Here is a 24,828-nt window from a genome sequence, read left to right on the forward strand (position 1 = left end):
AACAACGTGATCCACACGGTGCCCGCGAACTATCCGGGCGAAGGCCGCCACGTGTATCCGGGCTTCCTGCAGCACACGGGCTTCGTCGCGATGAATCCGGAACGTCACGCGCAATCGCACTGGGACTTCTACCAGAGCCTGCTGCGCGGCGACGAGGACGACGCCGAGGCGCACCGCCGCTTCTACGACGAGTACAACGCGGTGCTCGACATGGCCGCCGAGTACTATCTCGAGACGATCCGCGTCGTGTTCCAGGAATTCCGGCTCGCGGAAGGCACGTGGGATGTCGAAGGCGAGCGCGTGCGTCCGCAGGACATCAAGCACACCGCGCTGATGACGATCGAGGGCGAACTCGACGACATCTCGGGCAGCGGCCAGACACACGTCGCGCACGAGCTGTGCACGGGCATCCCGCAGGACGATCGCCGCAGCCTGACCGCCGAGAAATGCGGTCACTACGGGATCTTCTCGGGCCGCCGCTGGCGCACGATCATCTACCCGCAGCTGCGCGATTTCATCCGCGAGCATGCGCCGGAACCGAAGAACGGCGCGACCAAGGCGCCCGCCGAAGCACCGGCCGCGACGACGCTCGCTGCCGTGCCGGCCGTCAAGCCGCAGCCCGAAGCGACGGCGCGAGCCACTGCCGCGAAGCGCGCGCGTGCGAAGGCGCCGGCCGTGACGGTTGCGCCCGCCAAGACGGCAACCGCGAAGGCCGCACCGGCCGCGAAACGCGCGGGCGCCACGCGCGCCAAAACCGTTCGCGCGCGCAAGGCCGCCTGACGCGCCGCGTTCCGACGCAAAAACGCCGCCGTTACTTGCGCACGGCGGCGTTTTTTTATCCGGCGGCCACGGGTGGGCCACTCATCGGCGCAACAGATACGCGAGCAGCACCTCGGTGTTCATCCTGACCATCTCCGCGCGTTCGTCGGCTTGGCTGAAGTCGCGGCCGAGTGTCGCGGCGAGCGTGAAACGGTTCGACACGATGTAGTAGCCGAGCCCCGACAGCGTCACGTAGAAGCGCAGTGGATCGACGTCGCTGCGGAACAGCCCGGCCTTCTGGCCGCGCATCAGCACGTTGCCGAGCTTCGCGACGATCGGCGACATCATCTCGCGGATTCGCGTCGACTTGTGCAGGTAGCGCGCCTCGTGCAGGTTCTCGTTGTTGATGAGCCGCAGCAGCTCCGGATGATCGCGGTAGTAATCCCACACGAAGTGCGCGAGCCGCGTGACGGCCTCGACGGGCGCGACGCCGTCGAGATCGAGCACGCGCTCGGCCTCGGTCAGCGCGGAGAACGCATGTTCGAGCACGGCCGTAAACAGCTGCTCCTTGCTGCCGAAATAGTAATAGAGCATGCGCTCGTTGGTTTCGGCCCGGCGCGCGATCTGGTCGACGCGCGCGCCGAACAGCCCTCCACTCGCGAACTCTTCGGCTGCCGCCATCAGGATGCGGCGGCGGGTACCTTCAGGATCTCTTTTGATTTTTGGCTGATTCATGGTGGCGTTTTGCTATGTGAGCCGCGTGATCCGGACCGGCACCCCCACCGCCTCGGCGCCGGCTGCCCTGGAACGAGCGCGCCGCGTGCGGCCGCCCTCCTGCTGAGCCCCTGCAAAAAAGCGGTTCGATTATGCGCACAGACAGCGTCCAGCGCAATGCGGGAAATCGGCGATAATCGAGGTTTGGCAAACCTTTCCGGCCGCGCCAGACGCGGCCGAGAGCCATTCGGCGCTGCTGCGCCCGTTGTCACCGTGACCGATTCCAAGACCCTCGCGGATCGCATCGAAGATCTGCTTCCCCAGACGCAATGCACGAAGTGCGGCTATGACGGCTGCCGTCCGTACGCCGACGCGATCGCCGCCGGCGACGCGAACTACAACCAGTGCCCGCCCGGCGGCGCCGAAGGCATCGCGCGCCTCGCGCGCCTGCTCGGCAAGCCGGTGATCCCGCTGAACCCCGTCAACGGCACCGAGCATCCGCGCGCCGTCGCGTTCATCGACGAAAGCCTGTGCATCGGCTGCACGCTGTGCATGCAGGCATGCCCGGTCGACGCGATCATCGGCGCGCCGAAACAGATGCACACGATCGTCGAATCGCTGTGCACGGGCTGCGACCTGTGCGTGCCGCCCTGCCCGGTCGACTGCATCGCGATGGTCCCCGTGACCGACGAGCGCACCGGCTGGGACGCGTGGTCGCAGGAACAGGCGGACGCCGCGCGCGAACGCCACGACCGCCGGCTCGCCCGTCAGCGTCGCGAACGCGAGGCCGCCGAAGCGCGCGCCGCCGCCCGCCGCGCGGCCAGTGCCGGTGCGGCCAAGGCGGCGCCGGCCGCGGCGCCGGCTGGCACACCGGACGCCGCCCCGGCCGACGACGCCGACGCGAAGAAACGCGCGATCATCGCCGCCGCACTCGAACGCGCCCGCAAGAAGAAGGAAGAACTGTCCGAACAAGGCGCCGCGCCGAAGAACACCGAAGGCGTGAGCGCGGCCGTGCAGGCGCAGATCGACGCGGCCGAAGCCCGCCGCAAGCGGCTCGCCGAACAGCAGGCGCAGCGCCACGCCGAGGCTGCGGCTGCGCGCGACGACCGCGACGTTCCGAACAACGACGACCAAAGCGACCCGACCGCGCCGCCCGACAAGAACCGTCCATGAACGCCACCAAACGACGCGCGATCTACGAAACGCTGCAGAGCCTCAATCCGCATCCGACCACCGAGCTCGAATACACGACGCCGTTCGAGTTGCTGATCGCGGTGATGCTGTCCGCGCAGGCGACCGACGTGTCGGTCAACAAGGCGATGCGCAAGATGTTCCCGGTCGCGAACACCCCGCGACAAATCGTCGCGCTCGGTGAAGAAGGCGTCGCCGACTACATCAAGACGATCGGCCTGTACCGCACCAAGGCGAAGAACGTGATCGCGGCGTGCAACATCCTGCTCGAGCGCTACGACGGTGAGGTACCAGCCGATCGCGAAGCGCTCGAGAGCCTGCCGGGCGTCGGTCGCAAGACCGCGAACGTCGTGCTGAACACCGCGTTCGGCCAGCCGACGATCGCGGTCGACACGCATATCTTCCGCGTCGCGAACCGCACGGGGCTCGCGCCGGGCAAGGACGTACGGGCCGTCGAGGCCGCGCTCGAGAAGTTCACGCCGAAGGAATTCCTGCAGGACGCGCATCACTGGCTGATCCTGCACGGTCGCTACGTGTGCAAGGCCCGCAAGCCCGAATGCTGGCACTGCGCGATCGAGCCGCTGTGCGAATTCCGGCCGAAGACACCACCGCCGAACGAGTGAGCGCCGGCCGCGGCCGACGCGCCTCACGCGGCCGGCCTGGCCGTGCGCGGCGCGCGGCGCGACCCGCAAGCGCCGGTGCGGCGCCCACGACTTTCCCAGTTTCCGCTGCTTATGCGTTGGACGTCGCCGTCGCGTCGTCGGCCGCCGCGCCGCCCGCACGCACGAGCGCCAGCACGGCCGCGAGGATCGCGACGCCGCCGGCCCACTGCAACGGCGACAGCGCCTCGCCGAACAGCAGCGCCGCGAGCGCGACCGTCACGACCGGCTCGAGCGTCGACAGCATCGACGTGCGCGCAGCCCCCAGCCGCTCGAGCCCGGCGAAGAACGCGAGCATCGCGGCGACCGTCGACACCAGCGCGATCGCGAGCATCGACGCCCAGCCGCCGGCCGTCGCCGGCCAGCGCGGCGGCGCGCCGAACGCCGCGGTCCGCACGACCGCGATCGCGACGAGCGTCGCGGTCGCCGACAGGCAGATGATCGCGGTGGTCGCGAGCGGATCGACGCCGCGCGTCGCCTTCGTGCCGCCGACGATGTACAGCGAATAGATCACCGCAGCGGCCAGCGCGAGCACAATGCCGAGCGGCTCGCCGTGGCCGCCGCCGACCATCAGCGCGGAGCCCGCGACACAGAGCACGAGCGCAACCGCCTTCGCGCGCGTGAGGCGCTCGCCGAGCCACCACGCGGCCAACAGCGTGACGAAGGCCGGATACAGGTACAGCAGCAGCGCGACGAGGCTCGCCTGCGCATGCTGGAGCGCGCTGAAATAGCAAAACGACTGCCCGACGTAGCCAAGTGCACCCATCGCCACGAGCGGCGCGAGCGCGCGGCCGCGCGGCCATGCGACGCGGCGGTGCCGGGCGATCGCGGCCAGGACCGCACCGCCGATCGCGAAGCGCACGATCAGCAGCCCGAGCACGTCGACGCCGGCCGCATACGCATAGCGGCCGAAGATCGCCATCGCGCCGAATGCGGCGGCGGACAGCGCGACGTAGAACGCGCCCTGCAGCGCGGCGGACGATGAGCGGGCGGTGGCGGACATGATGTAAGTGGGCAAGTGCGACGACGGGAATCGTCGGAGTGTAGCGGCCCGCTGGCCGGCAGCCTAGCCCTCGCTTACCTGTTGCGCCGTGCCGCAGCCCGCGCCGGCCGACGCCAATCGACGTCGCCGCGCTACGCCACGGCGCGCCCACCCCGCCCGCTGCCAGCGCCATGCGCCGACCCGGCGTACAATGCGCGACGCGGCATGACGCCGCCCGAATCACCACGCGTCCCCACCATGTTCAATCCGAGTCGCGACGAAGTCCGTCGCTTTTTCACCGAGACCTGGCGCAAGCAGCGCGCCGGCGAGATCCTGACGCCGCTGGAAGCAATGGCGGCCGACTGGATCGTCGAGCATCCCGAATACCACGACGACCTCGCGGACGCCGACAGCGCCGCCGCGCGCAACTACACGCCCGAGGAAGGCCGCACGAACCCGTTCCTGCACCTGTCGATGCACCTCGCGATCAGCGAGCAATTGTCGATCGATCAGCCGCCCGGCATCCGCGCCGCGCACGACAAGCTGGCCGCGAAGCTCGATTCGACCCACGAGGCGCAGCACATGATCATGGAATGCCTCGGCGAGACGATCTGGGAAGCGCAACGCACCGGCACGCCGCCGGATACCGACGCGTACCTGCAGCGCATCCTGCGCCGCGCGTCGCGCGACTGAGCGACGCGGACAAAAAAATACCCCGCCGCGGCGGGGTATGCTGGCTGCACGGACCGGCGAGGTCCGGCGCGCTTACTTCTTGAAGACGAGATCGGTCTCTTTCAGCGACTCGATGTAGGCCGCGATGTCCTTCATGTCGCTGACCGACAGGTTCTGCACCTGCGCCTGCATGATCGCGTTGTTGCGACCGAGCAGCGGATTCGTCAGCCCCATCTGGTACTGGCGCATCGCCCACACGAGGTAGTCGGCGTGCTGGCCGGCGAGGCGCGGATACTCCGCGTTGATCGGCTTGTTCAGCTGCGCGCCGTGGCAGGCCGCGCAGTTGTGCGACTCGACCAGCTCCTTGCCCTTCGTGGTGTCCGCCGCATGCGCGGTACCGATCGCGAGGCCGGCCGCCAGTGCAACCGCCGCCGTCTTGAATGCGTTGTTCATGAATGCTCCTGTCCCGCCGGTCAGATCGGCGGCGCGCGCTTTACTTGTAGGGATTGTCCTTCGTGTCGGCCTTCTGGGCGGCGTAGTAGGCCGCCAGATCCGCGATGTCCTGGTCCGTCAGCGAACCGGCGATCGCGTTCATCGACGGGAAGTGACGATCCTTCTTGCGGTAGGCCTTCAGCGCGTTCTCGAGGTATTGCTGGTTCTGGCCGCCGAGGACCGGCACCCGGTAGACCTCCGGGTACGCCGCGCGGTAATCCTGGATGCCGTGGCAACCGATGCACATGGCGGCCTTGCTCGCCCCGTCCTTCGGGTTGCCGACCACACCGGCCGCCTGCGCGCTGCCCGCGAGCGCCACGAGCGCTGCGACAACGACGTGTTTGCCGACGAATTTGTTCATAGCTCTTGTAACCTAGCTTGAGGGGAAACTGGCGCCGAAGCGGCAACGGCCCGCGCCGTTTTGCTTGTCGGTCGCCACGCAGGCCAAAAAAAACGGCCAGATTGTACCGCGTCGGCGGGGAATGCGTCCATACGGCGCCCCGGCCCGCCCCGCCGCAGCCCCGCCGCAGCCCCGCCGCAGCCCCGCAACGATACGCGGCCCCGGCCCAACCGGACAGCCCTTCTGACTTATACTGGGTTTTTTTGCGACCAGGAAAGAGCGCCGCCATGCGTTTCGAAGGATCCTCGCACTACGTCGCCACCGACGACCTGAAGCTCGCGGTCAACGCCGCGCTGACGCTGCAACGGCCGCTGCTGATCAAGGGCGAGCCCGGCACCGGCAAGACCATGCTCGCCGAGGAAGTGGCGGCCGCGCTCGACATGCCGCTGTTGCAGTGGCACATCAAGTCGACGACGAAGGCGCAGCAGGGTCTGTACGAATACGACGCGGTATCGCGGCTGCGCGACTCGCAGCTCGGCGACGAGCGCGTGAAAGACATCTCGAACTACATCGTGAAGGGCGTGCTGTGGCAGGCGTTCGACGCCGAGCACCCGAGCGTGCTGCTGATCGACGAGATCGACAAGGCCGACATCGAATTCCCGAACGACCTGCTGCGCGAGCTCGACCGGATGGAATTCCACGTGTACGAGACGCGCGAGACGGTACGCGCGAAGCACCGCCCGCTCGTGATCATCACGTCGAACAACGAAAAGGAACTGCCCGACGCGTTCCTGCGCCGCTGCTTCTTCCACTACATCCAGTTTCCCGATCCGTCGACGATGCAGCAGATCGTCGCGGTCCACTTCCCGCACATCCGCGAGGAGCTGCTGCGCGCGGCGCTCGAGAGCTTCTTCGAGTTGCGCGCCGTGTCGGGGCTGAAGAAGAAGCCGTCGACGTCCGAACTGCTCGACTGGCTGAAGCTGCTGCTCGCCGAGAACATCCCGGCCGACGCGCTGCGCGGCGCCGACGCGAAGCAGATCGTGCCGCCGCTCGCGGGCGCGCTGCTGAAGAACGAGCAGGATCTGAGCCTGCTCGAGCGGCTCGTCTACATGAACCGGCACAACCGGTAACCCACCCGCGAAGGCCCGGCCATGCTGCTCAATTTCTTCTACGCGCTGCGCGCAGCCAAGCTGCCCGTCTCGGTGAAGGAATACCTGACGCTGCTCGAATCGCTGAAGGCCGGGCTGATCTCGCCGTCGATCGACGCGTTCTACTTCCTCGCACGGATGACGCTCGTCAAGGACGAGCAGTACTTCGACAAGTTCGACCAGGCGTTCGGCGCGTATTTCCATGGCGTGTCCGCGCTGCCGTCCGAAGCGTTCGACATTCCGCTCGACTGGCTCGAGAAGCGTCTCGAGCGCGAGCTGTCGCCGGAGGAAAAGGCGCAGATCGAAGCGATGGGCGGCCTCGACAAGCTGATGGAGCGCCTGAAGGAACTGCTCGACGAGCAGAAGGAACGCCACGAAGGCGGCAACAAGTGGATCGGCACCGGCGGCACGTCGCCGTTCGGGCGCGGCGGCTACAACCCCGAAGGCGTGCGCATCGGCGGCCCGTCGAACGGCAACCGCACCGCGGTCAAGGTGTGGGAGGCGCGCGCCTACCGCGACTACGACGATTCGGTCGAGATCGGCACGCGCAACATCAAGGTCGCGTTGCGGCGCCTGCGCCGCTTCGCGCGCGAAGGCGCGGCCGAGGAACTCGACCTGCCCGGCACGATCCGCAGCACGGCCGCGAACGCGGGCTGGCTCGACTTGCGGATGGTGCCCGAGCGCCACAACAACGTGAAGGTGCTGATGCTGCTCGACGTCGGCGGCTCGATGGACGATCACATCAAGCGCACCGAAGAGCTGTTCTCGGCCGCGAAGGCCGAATTCAAGCATCTGGAGTTCTACTACTTCCACAACTGCGTGTACGACCATCTGTGGAAGAACAACCGCCGCCGCCACTCGGAGCGCACCGCGACGTGGGACGTGCTGCACAAGTTCACGCCCGATTACAAGCTGATCTTCGTCGGCGACGCGACGATGAGCCCGTACGAGGTGCTTCAGCCCGGCGGCTCGGTCGAATACAACAACCCGGAAGCCGGCGCCGTCTGGCTACGCCGCCTCGCGGACCAGTTCCCCCACCATGCCTGGCTGAACCCCGAGCCCGAGCGGCTATGGGAATACCGGCAATCGGTCGCGGTGATCCGCGATCTGCTCGGTCAGCGCATGTATCCGCTCACGCTCGCGGGCCTCGAAACCGCGATGCGCGCACTCAGCAAATAACGAACCCGCCCTGCAGACACGAAGGCCGCGTCCAGGCGGCCTCCCCCGGAGATAGCATGAACCCTTCGCCCACCGCGAGCGCTGGCCGCGCCGGCGGCCGCCGCTTTTTCACCGATACGTCCGTCTCGACGCTCGTCGCCGGCTTCGTCGCGATGATGACAGGCTACACGAGCTCGCTCGTGCTGATGTTCCAGGCCGGCCGCGCCGCGCACCTGACCGATGCGCAGATCTCGTCATGGATCTGGGCGCTGTCGATCGGCATGGCGCTGACGACGATCGGCCTGTCGCTGCGCTTTCGCGCGCCCGTCGTGGTCGCCTGGTCGACGCCCGGCGCCGCGCTGCTGATCGCATCGCTGCCCGGCGTGCCCTACGCCGAGGCGATCGGCGCGTTCGTCGTGTGCGCGCTGTTGCTGACCGCGATCGGCCTGAGCGGGCTGTTCGACACGCTGATGCGGCGCATTCCGGCCGGCATCGCGGCCGCCTTGCTCGCGGGCATCCTGTTCGAGATCGGCATCGAGATCTTCCGCGCCGCGCAGTTCCAGACCGCGCTCGTGCTCGCGATGTTCTTCACCTACCTGATCGTCAAGCGGCTCGCGCCGCGCTACGCGATCGTCACGACGCTGATCGTCGGCACCGCCGTGGCCGGCGGCCTCGGCCTGCTCGACTTCAGCCGCTTCCATATCGCGCTCGCGCAGCCCGTGTTCACAATGCCCGCGTTCTCGATCGCATCGATCGTCAGCATCGGCATTCCGCTGTTCGTCGTCGCGATGGCGTCGCAGAACGTGCCCGGCATCGCGGTGTTGCGCGCGGACGGCTATTCGACGCCGTCGTCGCCGTTGATCGCGACCACCGGCCTCGCATCGCTGCTGCTCGCGCCGTTCGGCTCGCACGGCGTGAACCTCGCGGCGATCACCGCCGCGATCTGCACGGGCCCCGAAGCGCACGAGGATCACGCGAAGCGCTACACGGCCGCCGTGTGGTGCGGCACGTTCTACCTGATCGCCGGGATCTTCGGCGCGACGATCGCCGCGCTGTTCGCGGCGCTGCCGAAGGCGCTCGTCGTGTCGGTCGCCGCGCTCGCGCTGTTCGGCTCGATCATGAGCGGGCTCGCGAACGCGATGCAGGACGTGAAGCAGCGCGAAGCCGCGCTCGTCACGTTCATGGTCACCGCGTCGGGCCTCACGCTGCTGTCGATCGGCTCGGCGTTCTGGGGGCTCGTCGCGGGGATCGTCACGCAGGTGATCCTGAACGCGCGGCGCCCCGCATAGCGCCGCATGGCGCGGGCCCGCACCGCAAACGGCACGCCGAAACGTGCGCGACGCGATTCGGGCCTAGAATAATGGATCGGAGGCGGCGCCCGGCGCCGCCTCGCTTCGCTGCCGCGCTCGCGCGGCCCGTGAGAACCCCGGCGCCTTGCGCCCTCCTCCGAATCGCCATGACTACCGCACTCGACCAGCTGAAGCAGTACACGACCGTCGTCGCCGACACGGGCGATTTCCAGCAGCTTGCGCAATACAAGCCGCAGGACGCGACCACGAACCCGTCGCTGATCCTGAAGGCCGTCCAGAAGGACGCATACAAGCCGATCCTCGAGAAAACCGTCCGCGATCACCGCGACGAAAGCACCGATTTCATCATCGACCGCCTGCTGATCGCATTCGGCACCGAGATCCTGAAGCTGATCCCGGGCCGCGTGTCGACCGAGGTCGATGCACGCCTGTCGTTCGACACGCAGCGTTCGATCGACAAGGGCCGCGAGCTCATCAAGCTGTACGAAGCCGCCGGCATCGGCCGCGAGCGCATCCTGATCAAGCTCGCGTCGACGTGGGAAGGCATTCGCGCGGCCGAGGTGCTGCAGAAGGAAGGGATCAAGTGCAACATGACCCTGCTTTTCTCGCTGGTCCAGGCCGCCGCATGCGCGGAAGCCGGCGCGCAACTGATTTCGCCGTTCGTCGGCCGCATCTACGACTGGTACAAGAAGCAGGCCGGCGCCGACTGGGATGAAGCGAAGAACGGCGGTGCGAACGATCCGGGCGTGCAGTCGGTGCGACGCATCTACACGTACTACAAGACGTTCGGCTACAACACCGAAGTGATGGGCGCGAGCTTCCGCACGACGAGCCAGATCACCGAGCTCGCGGGCTGCGACCTGCTGACGATCAGCCCCGATTTGCTGCAGAAGCTGCAGGACAGCAACGACACGGTGGCACGCAAGCTGTCGCCGGACGCGCTGCTGGACAAGCCGACCGAACGCGTCGCCATCGACGAGGCATCGTTCCGCTTCCAGTTGAACGACGAAGCAATGGCAACGGAAAAACTGGCCGAGGGCATCCGCGTGTTCGCCGCCGACGCGGTGAAGCTCGAGAAGCTGATCGATGCGCTGCGCTGAACCGCGCTGCACGTGACGGCTGTCAGTTGAACTGTCAGCAAGCCTGACAACAGCCGTCAGCAAGCGTGGCGAACGGCCGCGAACTGCGTGTTCGCGGCCGTTTTTATTTTTCATTCCATCGTCAAGCGCGCGCACTACAATCCACGTCACGAGTGGGCCGGCCGCATCCCGGCGTGCTCTTCCCTGTCAATCTTGGAAGTACCCGGGCCGGCACCGACACGCCGGGCCGGCCAACAGGAGACAACGATGCAAGTCCAACCGTACCTGACGTTCTACGGCCGCGCGGAAGAGGCCCTTCAGTTCTACGAAAAGGCGCTCGGCGCGAAGACGATGTTCAAGATGCACTTCAAGGACGCGCCGCCGAATCCCGACTACCCGATGTCGCCGGAGATGAGCGACAAGGTGATGCATGCGAGCTTCACGATCGGCGACTCGATGATCATGTGCTCGGACGGCGACTGCAGCCAGCCGGGCGGCACGCATTCGGGTTATTCGCTGTCGCTGAACCCGGCGACGGTCGAGGAAGGTCAGAAGCTGTTCAATGCGCTCGCCGACGGCGGCGAAGTCACAATGCCGTTCGGCAAGACGTTCTGGGCGCTCGGCTTCGGGATGGCGAAGGATCGTTTCGGCGTGCACTGGATGGTCAACGTCGAAGACCTCTCGCAACGCGAGGATCTCGCGAAACGCGCACAGGGCTGACGCCAGCGAAAACGCCCGCCACTTCGCCGTGGCGGGCGTCCTTGTTGTTGCTCGAGGCGCGACACGCGGCCGCGCCGCCCGTATCAGCTCTCGACGACGTCGAGGTAATCCTCCGGCCGCGTGCGGTCCTCCGCATGCGCCATGCCCATCGCGCGCACCAGCACGCTGACCACCACCGACACCACGAGGTTCACGACCAGCGACCACACGGCCGCATAGCCGGGGATCGCGAAGCCGAACAGGTGGATCGTGAAGATCGAGCTCGCAAGCTTCAGCGACACCGCCATCCACGTGCCGCACACGATGCCTGCCGCCCAGCCGGCCAGCAGGCCGCGGTGGTCGAGCAGCCGCGTGTACAGGCCGAGCACGATCGCGGGCAGCGTCTGGATGATCCAGATCCCGCCGAGCAGCTGCAGCTGGATCGCATAGGTCAGCGGCAGCCCGAGGATGAACGCCACCGCGCCGACCTTCACGATCAGCGACACGAGCTTCGCGACGTGCGTCTCCTGGTCGTGCGTCATGTTGCGGTTCACGAACTCGCGGTGGATGTTGCGCGTGTACAGGTTCGCGGCCGCGATCGACATGATCGCCGCCGGCACCAGCGCGCCGATGCCGATCGCCGCGAACGCGACGCCGACGAACCACGACGGGAAATACTCGAGGAACAGCGCGGGCACCGCGAAGTTCGGGCCGAACGCCTTGAAGTACGGTGCGTACTGCGGCATGTCCTTCACGCCCGCGGCGAGCGCCATGTAGCCGAGCAGCGCGAGCAGGCCGAGCACGAACGAGTACGCGGGCAGCATCGCCATGTTGCGGCGGATCGAGTTGCCCGACGCCGACGACAGGATCGCCGTAACCGAGTGCGGATACAGGAACAGCGCGAGCGCGGACCCGATCGCGAGTGTCGCGTAAGCGCTGTAGCCGTTCAGGCTCGCCGCGTCGGGCGCCTTCAGCAGCAGCTTCGCCGGCGGCACCGACGCGAAGATATGGCCGAAGCCGCCGAGCTTCGCCGGGATCACGATGACCGCCGCGGCAATCGTGATGTAGATCAGGATGTCCTTCACGATCGCGATCATCGCGGGCGCGCGCAGCCCCGACGTGTACGTGTATGCGGCGAGGATCGCGAACGCGATGATGAGCGGCAGGTCGCCGATGAAGCCGGTCGTGTCGAAACCGAGCGCGCCGATCACGACTTCGATGCCGACGAGCTGCAGCGCGATGTACGGCATCGTCGCGAGGATGCCCGTCACCGCGATCGCGAGCGCGAGCATCCGGCTGCCGTAGCGCGCGTTGACGAAGTCGGCGGCCGTCACGTAGCCGTGTCGCTTCGCGATGCTCCACAGCTTCGGAAACACGACGAACGCGAACGGGTAGATCAGGATCGTGTACGGCAGTGCGAAGAAGCCCATCGCGCCGGCGCCGAACACGAGCGCGGGCACCGCGACGAACGTATAGGCCGTATAGAGGTCGCCGCCGAGCAGGAACCACGTGACGATCGTGCCGAAGCGGCGTCCGCCGAGGCCCCATTCGTCGAGGTGGGCGAGATCGCCGCGCCGCCAGTTCGCGGCCAGGAAGCCGATGATCGTGACGCCGATGAAGAGCAGGACGAAGACGAAGGTTGCGCCGAGGTTCATCGCGCACCTCCTTGCGGGCCGCTCGCCTTCCACGCGTTCTTGGTCTTGAAATACACGAACGCGGTGATCACCGCGCTAATGAACACCCACAGCAACTGGTACCAGTAGAAAAACGGAAAACCCAACCATTGCGGTTCGATCTTGCTGTACGACGGCACCCAGACCATCGCGATCAGCGGCAGCACCAGCAGCCAGAGCCAGCGCTTGGCGGCCCGATTGGCGTCGGCATCGTGAGCCATGACGTCTCCTCATCTTTCCCGGTTATCGATCTTGTCAAGCGGGTACGGCGGCGAGAGGAGGGGCAAAACGGGTAAGCTGCGGCTCCCCTGGCTTCGCGCCAGTATAGGAGCCGCGAGCGAGCGGTCAAGCGGGGGCGAACCCGAGGTGATCCTCCCCCAGTCAGGCTGGTTGCACCGGCATGCGACCGGTGCATGAGCGTCAGATCGCGAACGAGGATTCGCGTGCGCCGGTCGTTTCTTTCAAAGCTTTCACCCACTTGCGCGCGGGCAGCTTCAGCGTGTCCTCGATCAGCTTCGCGCGGGCCTCCAGCTGCGCGAACGACACGTCGAGCGTGGGGCCCGAGAACGCGATCGCGATCCGGTTGCCGTCGTGCACTTCCGGCAGCGCGATCACGCGATGATCGAACGCCGCGTTCAGATGCTTCATGTTGCGCACGAAGCTCGGATGGTCGCCGAACAGGTTGATCGTCGCGATGCCCGCGTCGGCGAGGCAGCCGCGCACGGCGCGGTAGAACGCGACGCTGTCGAGCACCGGGCCGCGCGCGGTCGCGTCGTACAAGTCGATCTGCAGCGCGCCCGTCGTGCCGCGGTTGGCCGGATCGTTCACGAAATCCCATGCGTCGGCTTCGTGCACGACGAGGCGTGCGTCATCGGGCGGCAGCGCGAACATCGTGCGCGCCGCGACGATCACGGCCGGGTTCAGTTCGACGGCCTCGACCTTCGCGTGCGGCAGGAAGCGATGCGAGAACTTGGTCAGCGCGCCGGTTCCGAGCCCGAGCTGGACGATCCGCTCGGGCGTTTCGAGGAACAGCAGCCACGCCATCATCTGCTGCGCGTATTCGAGCTCGATGTGCAGCGGCTTCGAGATCCGCATCGCACCCTGCACCCATTCGGTACCGAAGTGCAGGAAGCGCACGCCGCGCTCTTCGGAGAACGTGACGGGCGCGAAGCGCGGCTTGCGCGGCGCCTCGAGGACGGGCACGTCGTCGTGTTCGTCGATCTCCGGACGGCGCTTCACGCGCGCCGGCTGGAGTTTTTCGGAGCCGTTGTAGGCGGCCGGCTTGCGTTGCTTGAACGCGCGCGCCTCGGCGGACGCGCGCTTGATCAGTCGGGTCATGATTGAATCTCGCTGGGTGACGCTGGATGAGCGGACGAGAGGATAGCATTGGTGGGCGACGGCGGCCGTGCCGCCTGCCCTGCCCTGGATGACTTCGAAGCCGGTTGGCGCTACGCTGCACTCGGTGATCGAAGGAGGACGCATGAACCCGAACGGCAAAAGGATCTGGTTTCCGGCGAAGCGCTACGGATGGGGATGGGGGTTGCCGATTGCCTGGCAAGGCTGGGTCGTACTGCTGCTGTTCGCGATCGGGATCATCGCGAGCGCGTGGCTCGCACCGCCGCAGCGGTCGCCGATCGCATACGCTGCATGCATCGTGGTGTTGGTCGCGCTGTTGACCGCCGTTTGCTGGATCAAGGGCGAAAAGCCCAGGTGGAGATGGGGCAAGGACGACTGAGCGCCGCGGCGACGTCCGCGCGCGATCCTGATCGATGTCAGGCGAGAATCGCCCGCCACTGCACCAGCTTCTGCTCGAACGACAGCATCGCATTCGCCGGACTCGACGACGGCAGCACCAGCGTGTCGTACCCGGCCTGGCCGATCACGTCGGCAAACCGCCCCGCCGTCTTGCCGTTGAAACACACTTTCTTCAGCAACGGCGCATGCGCGCGCAACGACGCGAAGTCGTTCGGCTTCGCATTCCGAATCGCAGAATCGAGACTGCCTTGCCGGTGGCACGCATCGAGGACGTCCCAGATGCCGATGCCGTGCGAAAGCACGCGCTCGAGCCGCGCGTCGTACACAAGCTCGTGCAGGCCCGGCTCGCCGAGCACCGCCCCGAGCAACCGCCAGAACTGGTTGCGCGGATGCGCGTAGTACTGCGCGGCATCGAGCGATGCCTCGCCCGGAAAGCTGCCGAGAATCATCGTATGCGTATGCGGCCCGACGACCGGCGGAAAGCCCTGCAGCATCACGCCGCTCCGCGCGGCCCGACGGATCGCGGCCCGTCGCCGTGCGCATCGAGATGGCGCCACAGCGCGGGCAGCATGCATTCGGTGACCATCAACGGCTTGCCGTGCCGCTGGAACACCGAGCGCCGCGCGGCGAACGCATGCGGCGCCCGCGCGCCCTGCAATGCATGGCTCGCGAGCGCATACAGCGGATGACCGGCGATTACGCGCCGGCTGACGAGCGTGGAGCGCTCGACCTGCGGATCGCTGTACAGCAGCTCCGCGAGCGGCCGCGTGCGCAACCGCCGCATCGCTTGCCAGACACCCTTGCTGGCCGCGAGCGGCGCGATGCTGTGCGCGGCGACGTACGGCATGCCGTCGACCGACAGGATCACCTCGCGCACCCACATCGGCGCGCGCGGCGCACTGTCGAGCGCGTCCGGTTCGTCGAACCACGGACAGTCGACGGCCTCGCGCGTCACGCGCACGCTCACGCTGCCGAGCCGCGCCAGATGCGCGGTCAGCGAACCGCCGCGCGTCAGCCAGTCGCGCTGATCGAGCGTGCAGCCGGGCCGGGGCGTTTCGCGCCAGCCCGCCCGTGCGCCGTCGAATCGCATCCGCGCGTTCACGCGGTGCGCGACAGCAGCAGCGCGTTGGTCCGCTTCACGAAGCTCGCCGGATCGTCGAGCATCCCGCCTTCGGCCAGCAACGCCTGGTCGAACAGCAGGTGGCACCAGTCGCCGAAATTGGCGCTGTCGGCGTTCAGCTGCTTCACGAGCGCGTGCTCCGGGTTGATCTCGAGGATCGGCTGCATCGCCGGCGCGTTCTGGCCTGCCGCCTTCAGCATCCGCTGCAGGTAGCCGCTCATGTCGTTGTCGTCCGCGACGAGGCACGACGGCGAATCGGTCAGGCGGAACGTGACGCGCACTTCCTTCACCTTGTCGCCGAGCGCTTCCTTCATCTTCTCGACGACCGGCTTGATCGCCTCGCCCGCCTGCTCCTGCGCCTTCTTTTCCTCGTCGTTCAGCTCGCCGAGGTCGAGATCGCCGCGGGCCACGCTCGCGAGCGGCTTGCCGTCGAATTCATGCAGGAACGACAGCATCCATTCGTCGACGCGATCGGTCAGCAGCAGCACCTCGACGCCCTTCTTGCGGAACACTTCCAGGTGCGGGCTGTTCTTCGCGGCCTGCCACGTATCGGCGGTCACGTAGTAGATCTTGCTCTGCTCGGGCTTCATGCGCGACACGTAGTCGGCGAGCGACACGTCCTGCGCGTCGGTGTCGCCGTGCGTCGATGCGAAGCGCAGCAGCTTCGCGATCCGCTCGCGGTTCGCGTGATCCTCGCCCAGACCTTCCTTCAGAACCTGGCCGAACGCGCTCCAGAACGTCTTGTACTTCTCCTTGCCGGCGTCCTCTTCCGCGTTCGCGAGTTCCTCGAGCATCGACAGCGCGCGCTTGGTCACGCCTTCGCGGATCGCCTTCACGTCGCGGCTTTCCTGCAGGATTTCACGCGACACGTTCAGCGGCAGGTCGGCCGAATCGACGACGCCCTTCACGAAGCGCAGGTATTGCGGCAGCAGCTGCTCGGCGTCGTCCATGATGAACACGCGCTTCACGTACAGCTTCAGGCCGCCGCGGTAATCGCGGTTCCAGAGGTCGAACGGTGCGTGCGCCGGCACGAACAGCAGCTGCGTGTATTCGCTGCGGCCCTCGACGCGGTTGTGCGTCCACGTGAGCGGATCCTGGTGGTCGTGCGCGATGTGCTGGTAGAACTGCGTGTACTGCTCGTCGCTGACGTCGCTCTTCGAACGCGTCCAGAGCGCGCTCGCCTGGTTGACGGTTTCGTCCTCGTCCTTCAGGACCATCTCGCCCTTTTCCTGATCCCACTCTTCCTTCTGCATCAGGATCGGCAGCGCGATGTGATCGGAATACTTCTGGATGATCGACTTCAGGCGGAGCGACGACAGCAGCTCGTCCTCGCCTTCGCGCAGATGCAGCGTGATCGTCGTGCCGCGCTGCGCGCGCTCGATCACGTCGATCGTGAAATCGCCCTCGCCCGCGCTTTCCCAGCGCACGGCTTCGTTCGCCGGCAGGCCGGCGCGGCGCGTCTCGACGGTGATCCTGTCCGCGACGATGAAGCCCGAGTAGAAGCCCACGCCGAACTGGCCGATCAGCGCCGCGTCCTTCTGCTGGTCGCCGGACAGCTTCGTGAAGAATTCCTTGGTGCCCGAACGCGCGATCGTGCCGAGGTTCGCGATCGCCTCGTCGCGGCTCATGCCGATGCCGTTGTCCTCGATCGTGATCGTGCGTGCGACCTTGTCGAAGCCGATGCGGATGCGCAGATTCGGATCGTTCTCGTACAGCGCGTTGTCCGCGAGCGCTTCGAAACGCAGCTTGTCGGCCGCGTCGGACGCGTTCGACACCAGTTCGCGCAGGAAGATTTCCTTGTTGCTGTAGAGCGAATGAATCATCAGGTGGAGGAGTTGCTTGACCTCTGCCTGAAAGCTCATCGTTTCGTGTGCCATGGATGCTGTTTCCTCTTACATGAATGGTGTAACCCCGGGCACCCGGCGCACGATGCCGGGGCCGACCGGTTGTTGCCGCCATCTGGGGGCGGCCGGCTGGATTTCAAGGGCTCGGCCGTGTGCTTCGGTGCCTTGTCCGGATGCAGGTGTGGGTCGAGTCGCGAATTAGCGCTTTTACCGCGCGAATTTCGGACCGATCCAATGTTCGCGCCGCTTTCAATTCGCTGAAATACCGTATCGCTACCCGAATTGAGAACGAATTGATTCCATGCAGCTTTGAGCTAAATGATCAACCCATCAGCCACTTCCAGATTCGCGGCCTTGAACTGCCGGCATTCTCAGGACTTCCCCCTTACGTCAACGCTCGGACGGCTGCCTGTGTTGCAGAACGCGGACCGATTCCGCCCGGAGAATATTACGTTGTCGACCGACGATCAGGGGGCAGGCTCGGATGGCTGCATGATCGTGTCGGCGGAAAATCGGAATGGTTCGCACTATATGCGGCCGATGGCTCGATTGACGACGCCACACTGTGCGACGACGTGCAACGAGGCCAGTTCCGCCTGCATCCGCGCGGCCTTCGCGGAATCAGCCGTGGATGCATCGTGATCGACAGTCAAAGCGACTTCCGGCGTTTGCGGGAGCTCCTGGTCAACAACGGCCTGCATCCCATACCCGGAAGCATGCTGCGCGCATACGGAATGGTGACAGTGTGGTGAAGCGGCTACTCCGAATCTGCACGGTCATTGCATGGATTTCGTTTGCATCGCTTGCACTGACCTATTGGTGGGTTCGTCATCCCGACCTTGTCCCTGCCCCGCCGCTAGCGCTCTCGCTGTGGCTGGACCGCCTGTTCTCCGCGCACGATTGCGAGTCTTCAGCGAATTTCGATATCTACTACGCACTTGTCGTGTCCGCGGTGGTAGTAAGCCTTCTTACGTTCATCTGCTGCCGGATCTTCGGACGGTTCAATCGATCCCGTCTTGAATGACCTCTTGGGCGCCGCGTCCCGCGCGCCGGACCGCCCGCTTCGCAATTGCTGGAACCGGGCGGCGGGATGACGAAGCGCGGCACGCCGCCGTCACGACGCGCGCCGCGCCGCCGCTTCGATATAGCGCGCGAGAAACCCCGGCAGTGCCGGATCGCCGCAGTTCGCGACGTTGAAGCGCGTCCATGTCGACGACGACTGCTGCGGCGAGAACAGGCTTCCCGGCGTCAGCAGGAACCCTTCCTCGTGCGCGGCGGCCGCGAGCGCGTCCGAATCGACGCCCGTGTCGGCCCACAGGAACATCCCCGCCGCCGGCATCGTGAAGAGCCGCAGCCCGGTACGCTCGAGCATCCGCGCGGTCTTGTCGCGCACGCCGTCGAGCCGCGCGCGCAGCCGCTCGACGTGACGCCGGTAATGCCCTTCGGTCAGGATCTTGTACAACACGCGCTCGTTGAGCTCCGGCGTCGTCATCCCGACCAGCATCTTCTGGTCGGTGACCGCCTTCGCGATCTCCGGCGCGCAGGCGACATAGCCGACCCGCAAATTCGCCGCGAGCGTCTTCGAATAGCTGCCCAGGTAGATCACGCGCTTCAACTGGTCGAGACTCGCGAGTCGCGTGGCCGGATAGCTCGGTGGGCACAGGTCGCCGTACACGTCGTCCTCGACCACGAGGAAGTCGTACGCCTCGGCAAGCTTCAGGATCCGGAACGCCTGCGCGGCGGACAGCGACGTGCCGGTAGGATTCTGCAGCACCGAATTGATCACGAGCATCTTGGGCCGCCACATCTGCACGAGCGTTTCCAGCGCGTCGAGATCGGGGCCGTCGGGCGTATAGGGCATGCCGACCAGTTGCGCGCCCTGCGACGCGAAGCGGCCGAACATCTGGAACCACGCGGGATCGCCGACGATCACCGCATCGCCGGGCCGCACGTAGATCCGCGAAATCAGGTCGATCGCCTGCGTGATGCCCGACACCAGCACGAGCTGCTCGGGCTTCGCGCCGATCTCGACTTCCGCGAGCCGCGTCTGCAATTGCTGGCGCAGCGGCAGGAAGCCCTGCGCGGTGCCGAAACCGAGCATCTGCGCGCCGGACTGGCGCCCGAGCGCGCGCAGCGCGCCGGTGATCAGCTCGCCGTCGAGCCAGCGGCCTGGCAGGTAGCCGAGACCCGGCCCTTTTTCCGGGCTGACGGTATGCAGCATGTTGCGCAGCAGCCAGACGACGTCGATCGTGTTGTGCACGGGCGCGGCCTCGGCCACGCGCACCACGTTGTCGGCCGACTGCGGGCCGGTGGCCGTGCGCTCGCGCACGTAGAACCCCGAGCCGCGTCGCGAGTCGAGGTAGCCCTGCGCGACGAGCCGTTCGTACGCTTCCACCACGGTAAAGCGCGACACGCTCTTGTCGAGCGCGAGCTTGCGGATCGACGGCATGCGCATGCCGGGCCGGAACACGCGTTCGTCGATGCGGCGCCGCGCCCACTGGACGAGCTGGTCGACGAGCGTGAGCGTGGCCGTATCGTGCGGCGCGGGAATCTGGGCGAGTGGGACGGTGGACATGAGCGGCGACTCCAACTGTACCGAAGGCTATCGCGCCGATTGTACCGTTACTGTGCCGGTGCCGACGAATACAGTCGACCGGGATGGCGATCGTGCGGCCGCCGTCGCGGCCTTGCCGCACGCGGTGCCGCACCGCCCGGCCTGCATCGCGGCCCGGGCGCCGGCCGGTTCCGCAACCGCCCGGCGCATCGCCCGCCTACCATGACACTTTCGCTTCCCGACCGACGTTCATGCCAGCCCGCTCCCTGACCCTCGACCATCTCGTGATCGCCGCGCGCACGCTCGACGAAGGCGTGCGCCATGTCGCCGCGTCGCTCGGCATCGAACCGGCCAGCGGCGGCCGCCATCCGCTGATGCGCACCCATAACGCGCTGTTCGGCGCGTGGGGCGGGCTGTACCTCGAAGTGATCGCGATCGATCCCGATGCGCCCGCCACGGGCGACGACGCCACGCCGCCGCGCGCGCGGCTGTTCGGCCTCGACGATCCGGCGATGCATGCCAGACTCGCGCAGGGCCCGTTCCTCGCGCACTGGGTCGCACGCGTCGACCGCCCGCGCCAGCTCGCGATGTGGCAACGCCAGTACCCGGCGCGCATCGCGCCGGTCGTTGCGATGCGGCGCGGCGACCTGAGCTGGGGTCTCACGGTGCCCGACGACGGCGCGTTTCCCGCTTGGCAAGGCGCCGGCGACGGCCTCGTGCCATCGCTGATCCAGTGGGACAGCCCGCGCCATCCGGCCGAATCGCTGCCGAACGACGGCGTCGCACTGAAGGCGCTCAAGGGCGTCCACCCGCGTGCAGACGTCATCCGCGAGCAGCTCGACTGGCTCGGCGCGGGCCATCTGCTCGACCTCGACACGGGCAACGGCCCGCCGGCGCTCGTCGCCGAATTCGACACGCCGCAAGGCGCACGCACGCTGCGCTGAATGCCTGTGCCGCCCCTCGATTACACGAAACCCGCAATACGGAGACACCCATTTCATGAATTCGCGCGAAACCCGGGGCATGCTGCTCGGCCTCATCGGCGTGATGATCTTTAGCCTGACGCTGCCGATGACGCGTATCGTCGTCTCCGAACTCAACCCGCTGCTGAACGGGCTCGGCCGCGCGCTCGCCGCGTCGGTGCCGGCCGGCCTGCTGCTGTGGTGGCGCCGCGAACGGCTGCCGACCCGCGCGCAGTTGAAAAGCCTCGCGGTCGTGTCGGCCGGCGTGATCATCGCGTATCCGGTGTTCTCCGCCTGGGCGATGAAAACCGTGCCGGCCTCGCACGGCGCGGTCGTGAACGGGCTGCAGCCGCTGTTCGTCGCACTGTACGCGGCGTGGCTGTCGCACGAACGGCCGTCGAGGGCGTTCTGGGCCAGCGCGCTGGCGGGCAGCGCGCTCGTGATCGCGTTCGCGCTGCGCGACGGCGGCGGCACGGTGCAGGCCGGCGACGCTTTGATGCTCGTCGCGGTCGGCATCGGCGCGCTCGGCTATGCGGAAGGCGCGCGCCTCGCGCGCCAGATCGGCGGCTGGCAGGTGATCTGCTGGGCGCTCGTCGTGTCCGCACCGTTTCTGGTGCTGCCGGTCGGCTGGCTCGCGTGGACGCAGCACGTCGCGCACCCTGCCCCGCTCGCGTTGCGCACGTGGCTCGCATTCGGCTACGTGACCCTTTTTTCGCAATTCATCGGCTTTTTCGCGTGGTACGCCGGGCTCGCCATGGGCGGCATCGCGCGCGTCGGCCAGGTGCAGCTGCTGCAGATCTTCTTCACGATCGCCTTTTCCGCGCTGCTGTTCGGCGAGACGGTGACGCCGTCGACGTGGCTGTTCGCGGCCGCCGTGATCGCGACCGTGATGCTCGGCCGGCGCTCGGCGGTGGCCACGGCCCCGCGTCCCGCTCGCGCCGGTTGATGAGGTGCGCCATAATGTTCGTTTTGCCTGAACGGTTTTGCCCACCCGGCCGCGACGGCCCGGTCGCGCTCCCGCACGCCCACCCGGCCGCGTCGACGCGATCAGCCCGATCGACCTTTCTTGACTGACCACGATATCCGAACGAGGAGACTATGAATCCGAGCGACCTGCATCCGCCGCACTGGCAGCTTTCCGAACGCGCCCGCAAGCTGACGAGCTCTGCGATCCGCGAGATCCTGAAGGTGACGGAACGCCCCGAGGTCATCTCGTTCGCAGGCGGCCTGCCCGCTCCCGCGACGTTCCCGGCCGAACGCATGCGCGCCGCGGCCGACCGCGTGCTGCGCGATGCGCCCGCCGCCGCACTCCAGTACAGCGCGACCGAAGGTTACCTGCCGCTGCGCGAATGGATCGCCGAGCGCTACAGCGTGCGCGTGTCGCAAGTGCTGATCACGACCGGCTCGCAGCAGGCGCTCGACCTGCTCGGCAAGGCGCTGATCGATCCGGACAGCCCGATCCTCGTCGAAACCCCGACCTACCTCGGCGCGCTGCAGTCGTTCTCGCTGTACGAGCCGCGCTACGTGCAGGTGCCGACCGACGAGCTGGGCCTGCTGCCCGAAGGCCTCACGCCCGACCTGACGCAAGGCGCGCGCCTGCTGTACGCGCAGCCGAACTTCCAGAACCCGACCGGCCGCCGCCTGCCCGTCGAGCGCCGCCGCGCGCTCGCCGCGTTCGCGCAGTCGAGCCCGTTCCCGGTGCTGGAAGATGACCCGTACGGCGCACTGAACTACCAGGGCGAGCCGCTGCCGACGATGCTGTCGATGGCGCCGGACCATATCGTGCACCTCGGCACGTTCTCGAAGGTGCTCGCGCCGGGCCTGCGGATCGGCTACATCATTGCCCCCGAGGAACTCCACTTCAAGCTCGTACAGGCCAAGCAGGCCACCGACCTGCACACGCCGACGCTCACGCAGCGCATCGCGCACGAAGTGATCAAGGACGGCTTCCTCGACGAGCACATCCCGACGATCCGCCAGCTGTACGGCGCGCAATGCGAGGCGATGCTCGCGTCGCTCGCGCGCCACATGCCGGAAGGCGTCACGTGGAATCGCCCGGACGGCGGCATGTTCATCTGGGTGAACCTGCCCGCGCAGATCGACAGCATGAAGCTGCTCGAGGCCGCGGTCGCCAACCACGTCGCCTTCGTGCCGGGCGCGCCGTTCTTCGCGAACGACCCGCAGCAGAACACGCTGCGCCTGTCGTTCGTGACGGTGCCGCCGGAGAAGATCGAGGAAGGCGTCGCGCGTCTCGGCAAGCTGCTGCGCGAGCGTCTCTGATCCCCTTTTTCCTGTCACGACTCTCAACGAGGAATCGAACACATGGCTAACGTCTACGACAAACTGAAGTCGCTCGGCATCGAACTCCCGACCGCCGGCGCACCGGCCGCCGCCTACGTGATGAGCGCGCAAAGCGGCAACACGGTCTACCTGTCGGGCCACATCGCGAAGAAGGACGGCAAGGTCTGGGCCGGCAAGCTCGGCGCGGATCTGCAGACGGAAGACGGCAAGGCGGCCGCCCGCTCGATCGCGATCGACTTGCTCGCGACGCTGCACGCGCACACCGGCGACCTGAACAAGGTCACGCGCATCGTGAAGCTGATGAGCCTCGTCAACTCGACGCTCGACTTCACCGAACAGCACGTCGTGACGAACGGTGCGTCGGAACTGATCGCCGAAGTGTTCGGCGACGCAGGCAAGCACGCGCGTTCGGCGTTCGGCGTCGCGCAGATTCCGCTCGGCGCGTGCGTCGAGATCGAACTGATCGCCGAAGTCGCGTAACGGGCGCATCGAGATGACCGGTCGTCTCGTCCGCTTCAAGCAGGTCGACGTCTTCACGTCGGTGCCGTTCAAGGGCAACCCGCTCGCCGTCGTGTTCGACGCCGATTCGCTCGGCGACGACGCCATGCTCGAGATTGCCCGCTGGACGAACCTGTCGGAAACGACGTTCGTCTGCACGCCGACCGATCCGGACGCCGACTACCGCGTACGGATCTTCACGACGGCCGGTGAACTGCCGTTCGCCGGCCACCCGACGCTCGGCACCGCCCTTGCGTTCCTGGAAAGCGGCGCGAGGCCACGCACGCCGGGCCGGCTGATCCAGCAGTGCGGGGTCGGCCGGGTCGCGCTGCGCGAGCAGGCCGGCGGCTGGGCGTTCGCCGCGCCGCCGGCCCGCGTCACGCCGCTCGACCGTTCGGACTACGCGGCGCTGGCTGCCGCGTTGCGCAGCGACGCGATCGACCTGGAAGCCGAGCCGTGCGCGGTGGACAACGGCGCGCCGTGGCTGGTCGTGCGGCTGAAGTCGGCCGACGCGTGCATCGGTCTGTCGCCGGATCCGGCCGCGCTGGAGGCGCTCACGCACCGCTACGGCATGGACGGCCTCGCGGTCTACGCGCCGCACGCCGAAGGCGGCCCCGCGACGTTCGAAATCCGCTGCCTGATGACGGGCGGCAACTTCGGCTTCGGCGAGGACCCGGTCACCGGCAGCGCAAACGCCGCGCTGGCCGGGCTGCTGACGCGGCAGGAACGCCGCCCCGGCCAGTCGTATACGGCCCGCCAGGGTACGGCGATCGGCCGCGACGGCCGCATCTCCGTCAGCTATGACGAAGATGGCACCACGTGGATCGGCGGCCACGTCGTCACGGTCGTCGACGGCACCTTCCGGTCGCCCGTGTAACATTTCGCGATGTGCGCTGGCGCCGGCCCGCCGGCGCCCCT

The 24,828-nt window shown here is 67.2% G+C and carries 26 protein-coding genes and 1 pseudogene; 16 read left to right on the forward strand and 11 right to left on the reverse strand.

All coding sequences use genetic code 11. The features are described 5' to 3' along the window. A pseudogene (locus HWX22_RS27425) lies at positions 1–780 on the forward strand (polyhydroxyalkanoate depolymerase); the annotation flags it as partial. 81 nt (positions 781–861) lie between these two features. Here HWX22_RS27425 and HWX22_RS27430 read toward each other — a convergent pair. Then, on the reverse strand, positions 862–1,494 hold the full coding sequence (locus HWX22_RS27430) for a TetR family transcriptional regulator (protein ID WP_059527327.1): 633 nt from the start codon (positions 1,492–1,494) through the stop codon (positions 862–864). 156 nt (positions 1,495–1,650) lie between these two features. Between HWX22_RS27430 and rsxB the strand changes: the two genes are divergently transcribed. Next, positions 1,651–2,646 (forward strand): electron transport complex subunit RsxB, encoded by a 996-nt coding sequence (rsxB, locus tag HWX22_RS27435; protein WP_175916818.1) that lies wholly within the window; start codon positions 1,651–1,653, stop codon positions 2,644–2,646. Beyond that, the gene (gene nth, locus HWX22_RS27440; RefSeq protein WP_006754450.1) at positions 2,643–3,287 is read left to right on the forward strand and encodes an endonuclease III; all 645 of its coding nucleotides are present in this window, start codon (positions 2,643–2,645) and stop codon (positions 3,285–3,287) included. Before rsxB ends, nth begins: the two co-directional genes overlap by 4 nt. A gap of 109 nt (positions 3,288–3,396) precedes the next feature. On the opposite strand, the gene HWX22_RS27445 is transcribed toward nth, so the two are convergent. Further along, positions 3,397–4,326, reverse strand: coding sequence for a DMT family transporter (locus tag HWX22_RS27445; RefSeq protein ID WP_175907875.1), 930 nt, complete (start codon positions 4,324–4,326; stop codon positions 3,397–3,399). 237 nt (positions 4,327–4,563) lie between these two features. Here HWX22_RS27445 and HWX22_RS27450 point away from each other — a divergent pair, with 237 nt between their 5' ends. Beyond that, positions 4,564–4,998: a DUF1841 family protein gene (locus HWX22_RS27450; protein WP_059527336.1), complete on the forward strand. Its 435-nt coding sequence runs from the start codon at positions 4,564–4,566 to the stop codon at positions 4,996–4,998. Between the two features lie 72 nt (positions 4,999–5,070). Here the strand turns inward: HWX22_RS27450 and HWX22_RS27455 are convergent, their stop codons facing one another. Together HWX22_RS27455 and HWX22_RS27460 are read right to left on the reverse strand one after the other, a co-directional pair. Then, a complete protein-coding gene (locus HWX22_RS27455) occupies positions 5,071–5,430 on the reverse strand; it encodes a cytochrome c (protein WP_011885615.1) in 360 nt (119 codons plus the stop codon). A 40-nt stretch (positions 5,431–5,470) separates the two neighbouring features. Further along, on the reverse strand, positions 5,471–5,830 hold the full coding sequence (locus HWX22_RS27460; RefSeq protein WP_011885616.1) for a cytochrome c: 360 nt from the start codon (positions 5,828–5,830) through the stop codon (positions 5,471–5,473). Positions 5,831–6,096: 266 nt separating this feature from the next. On the opposite strand from HWX22_RS27460, the gene HWX22_RS27465 reads away from it, so the two are divergent. From HWX22_RS27465 to HWX22_RS27485, 5 genes are all read left to right on the forward strand, one after another. Beyond that, positions 6,097–6,939, forward strand: coding sequence for a MoxR family ATPase (locus HWX22_RS27465; RefSeq protein ID WP_059527339.1), 843 nt, complete (start codon positions 6,097–6,099; stop codon positions 6,937–6,939). 21 nt (positions 6,940–6,960) lie between these two features. Beyond that, positions 6,961–8,136, forward strand: coding sequence for a VWA domain-containing protein (locus HWX22_RS27470; protein WP_175916785.1), 1,176 nt, complete (start codon positions 6,961–6,963; stop codon positions 8,134–8,136). A gap of 56 nt (positions 8,137–8,192) precedes the next feature. Next, a complete protein-coding gene (locus tag HWX22_RS27475; RefSeq protein WP_175916786.1) occupies positions 8,193–9,404 on the forward strand; it encodes a benzoate/H(+) symporter BenE family transporter in 1,212 nt (403 codons plus the stop codon). A 167-nt stretch (positions 9,405–9,571) separates the two neighbouring features. Further along, positions 9,572–10,525 carry a transaldolase gene (gene tal, locus HWX22_RS27480; RefSeq protein WP_059689424.1) on the forward strand — a complete coding sequence of 318 codons (954 nt, stop codon included), beginning with the start codon at positions 9,572–9,574 and terminating at the stop codon, positions 10,523–10,525. Positions 10,526–10,771: 246 nt separating this feature from the next. After that, on the forward strand, positions 10,772–11,224 hold the full coding sequence (locus tag HWX22_RS27485) for a VOC family protein (protein WP_175916787.1): 453 nt from the start codon (positions 10,772–10,774) through the stop codon (positions 11,222–11,224). 83 nt (positions 11,225–11,307) lie between these two features. Here HWX22_RS27485 and HWX22_RS27490 read toward each other — a convergent pair whose 3' ends face one another. From HWX22_RS27490 to HWX22_RS27500, 3 genes are all read right to left on the reverse strand, one after another. Beyond that, entirely contained in the window at positions 11,308–12,858 is a 1,551-nt protein-coding gene (locus HWX22_RS27490; RefSeq protein ID WP_175907881.1) for a sodium:solute symporter family protein, read from the reverse strand. Beyond that, positions 12,855–13,097 carry a DUF3311 domain-containing protein gene (locus HWX22_RS27495; RefSeq protein WP_011352801.1) on the reverse strand — a complete coding sequence of 81 codons (243 nt, stop codon included), beginning with the start codon at positions 13,095–13,097 and terminating at the stop codon, positions 12,855–12,857. Before HWX22_RS27495 ends, HWX22_RS27490 begins: the two co-directional genes overlap by 4 nt. A gap of 199 nt (positions 13,098–13,296) precedes the next feature. Then, on the reverse strand, positions 13,297–14,214 hold the full coding sequence (locus HWX22_RS27500) for a spermidine synthase (protein ID WP_175916788.1): 918 nt from the start codon (positions 14,212–14,214) through the stop codon (positions 13,297–13,299). A gap of 142 nt (positions 14,215–14,356) precedes the next feature. Here HWX22_RS27500 and HWX22_RS27505 point away from each other — a divergent pair, with 142 nt between their 5' ends. After that, positions 14,357–14,611: a hypothetical protein gene (locus tag HWX22_RS27505; protein WP_175907885.1), complete on the forward strand. Its 255-nt coding sequence runs from the start codon at positions 14,357–14,359 to the stop codon at positions 14,609–14,611. Positions 14,612–14,648: 37 nt separating this feature from the next. Here HWX22_RS27505 and HWX22_RS27510 read toward each other — a convergent pair whose 3' ends face one another. From HWX22_RS27510 to htpG, 3 genes are read right to left on the reverse strand one after another with little or no spacing between them, the layout of a single operon-like run. Then, the gene (locus HWX22_RS27510; protein WP_059527367.1) at positions 14,649–15,125 is read right to left on the reverse strand and encodes a DNA-deoxyinosine glycosylase; all 477 of its coding nucleotides are present in this window, start codon (positions 15,123–15,125) and stop codon (positions 14,649–14,651) included. Beyond that, on the reverse strand, positions 15,125–15,721 hold the full coding sequence (locus HWX22_RS27515) for a chorismate lyase (RefSeq protein WP_059468302.1): 597 nt from the start codon (positions 15,719–15,721) through the stop codon (positions 15,125–15,127). Before HWX22_RS27515 ends, HWX22_RS27510 begins: the two co-directional genes overlap by 1 nt. Before the next feature lie 8 nt (positions 15,722–15,729). Then, the gene (gene htpG / locus HWX22_RS27520) at positions 15,730–17,628 is read right to left on the reverse strand and encodes a molecular chaperone HtpG (RefSeq protein WP_175916789.1); all 1,899 of its coding nucleotides are present in this window, start codon (positions 17,626–17,628) and stop codon (positions 15,730–15,732) included. Positions 17,629–17,768: 140 nt separating this feature from the next. Between htpG and HWX22_RS27525 the strand changes: the two genes are divergently transcribed. Next, the gene (locus HWX22_RS27525; protein ID WP_347879483.1) at positions 17,769–18,347 is read left to right on the forward strand and encodes a DUF2778 domain-containing protein; all 579 of its coding nucleotides are present in this window, start codon (positions 17,769–17,771) and stop codon (positions 18,345–18,347) included. Between the two features lie 362 nt (positions 18,348–18,709). On the opposite strand, the gene HWX22_RS27530 is transcribed toward HWX22_RS27525, so the two are convergent. Further along, positions 18,710–20,170: a PLP-dependent aminotransferase family protein gene (locus HWX22_RS27530; RefSeq protein WP_175916790.1), complete on the reverse strand. Its 1,461-nt coding sequence runs from the start codon at positions 20,168–20,170 to the stop codon at positions 18,710–18,712. Between the two features lie 230 nt (positions 20,171–20,400). On the opposite strand from HWX22_RS27530, the gene HWX22_RS27535 reads away from it, so the two are divergent. The 5 genes from HWX22_RS27535 (at position 20,401) to HWX22_RS27555 (ending at position 24,787) form a co-directional block, all read left to right on the forward strand. Next, positions 20,401–21,093: a VOC family protein gene (locus HWX22_RS27535; RefSeq protein WP_175916791.1), complete on the forward strand. Its 693-nt coding sequence runs from the start codon at positions 20,401–20,403 to the stop codon at positions 21,091–21,093. A gap of 55 nt (positions 21,094–21,148) precedes the next feature. Further along, entirely contained in the window at positions 21,149–22,057 is a 909-nt protein-coding gene (locus tag HWX22_RS27540) for a DMT family transporter (protein WP_059820610.1), read from the forward strand. A 152-nt stretch (positions 22,058–22,209) separates the two neighbouring features. Then, positions 22,210–23,391, forward strand: coding sequence for a PLP-dependent aminotransferase family protein (locus tag HWX22_RS27545; RefSeq protein ID WP_059600352.1), 1,182 nt, complete (start codon positions 22,210–22,212; stop codon positions 23,389–23,391). Positions 23,392–23,433: 42 nt separating this feature from the next. Then, on the forward strand, positions 23,434–23,892 hold the full coding sequence (locus tag HWX22_RS27550) for a RidA family protein (RefSeq protein WP_006478174.1): 459 nt from the start codon (positions 23,434–23,436) through the stop codon (positions 23,890–23,892). A 13-nt stretch (positions 23,893–23,905) separates the two neighbouring features. Further along, the gene (locus HWX22_RS27555) at positions 23,906–24,787 is read left to right on the forward strand and encodes a PhzF family phenazine biosynthesis protein (RefSeq protein ID WP_175916792.1); all 882 of its coding nucleotides are present in this window, start codon (positions 23,906–23,908) and stop codon (positions 24,785–24,787) included. The last annotated feature ends 41 nt before the right edge of the window (positions 24,788–24,828 follow it).

It is taken from the genome of Burkholderia sp. BCC1638, assembly GCF_902833195.1.
In the GTDB taxonomy this organism is placed as follows: Bacteria; Pseudomonadota; Gammaproteobacteria; order Burkholderiales; family Burkholderiaceae; genus Burkholderia; species Burkholderia diffusa.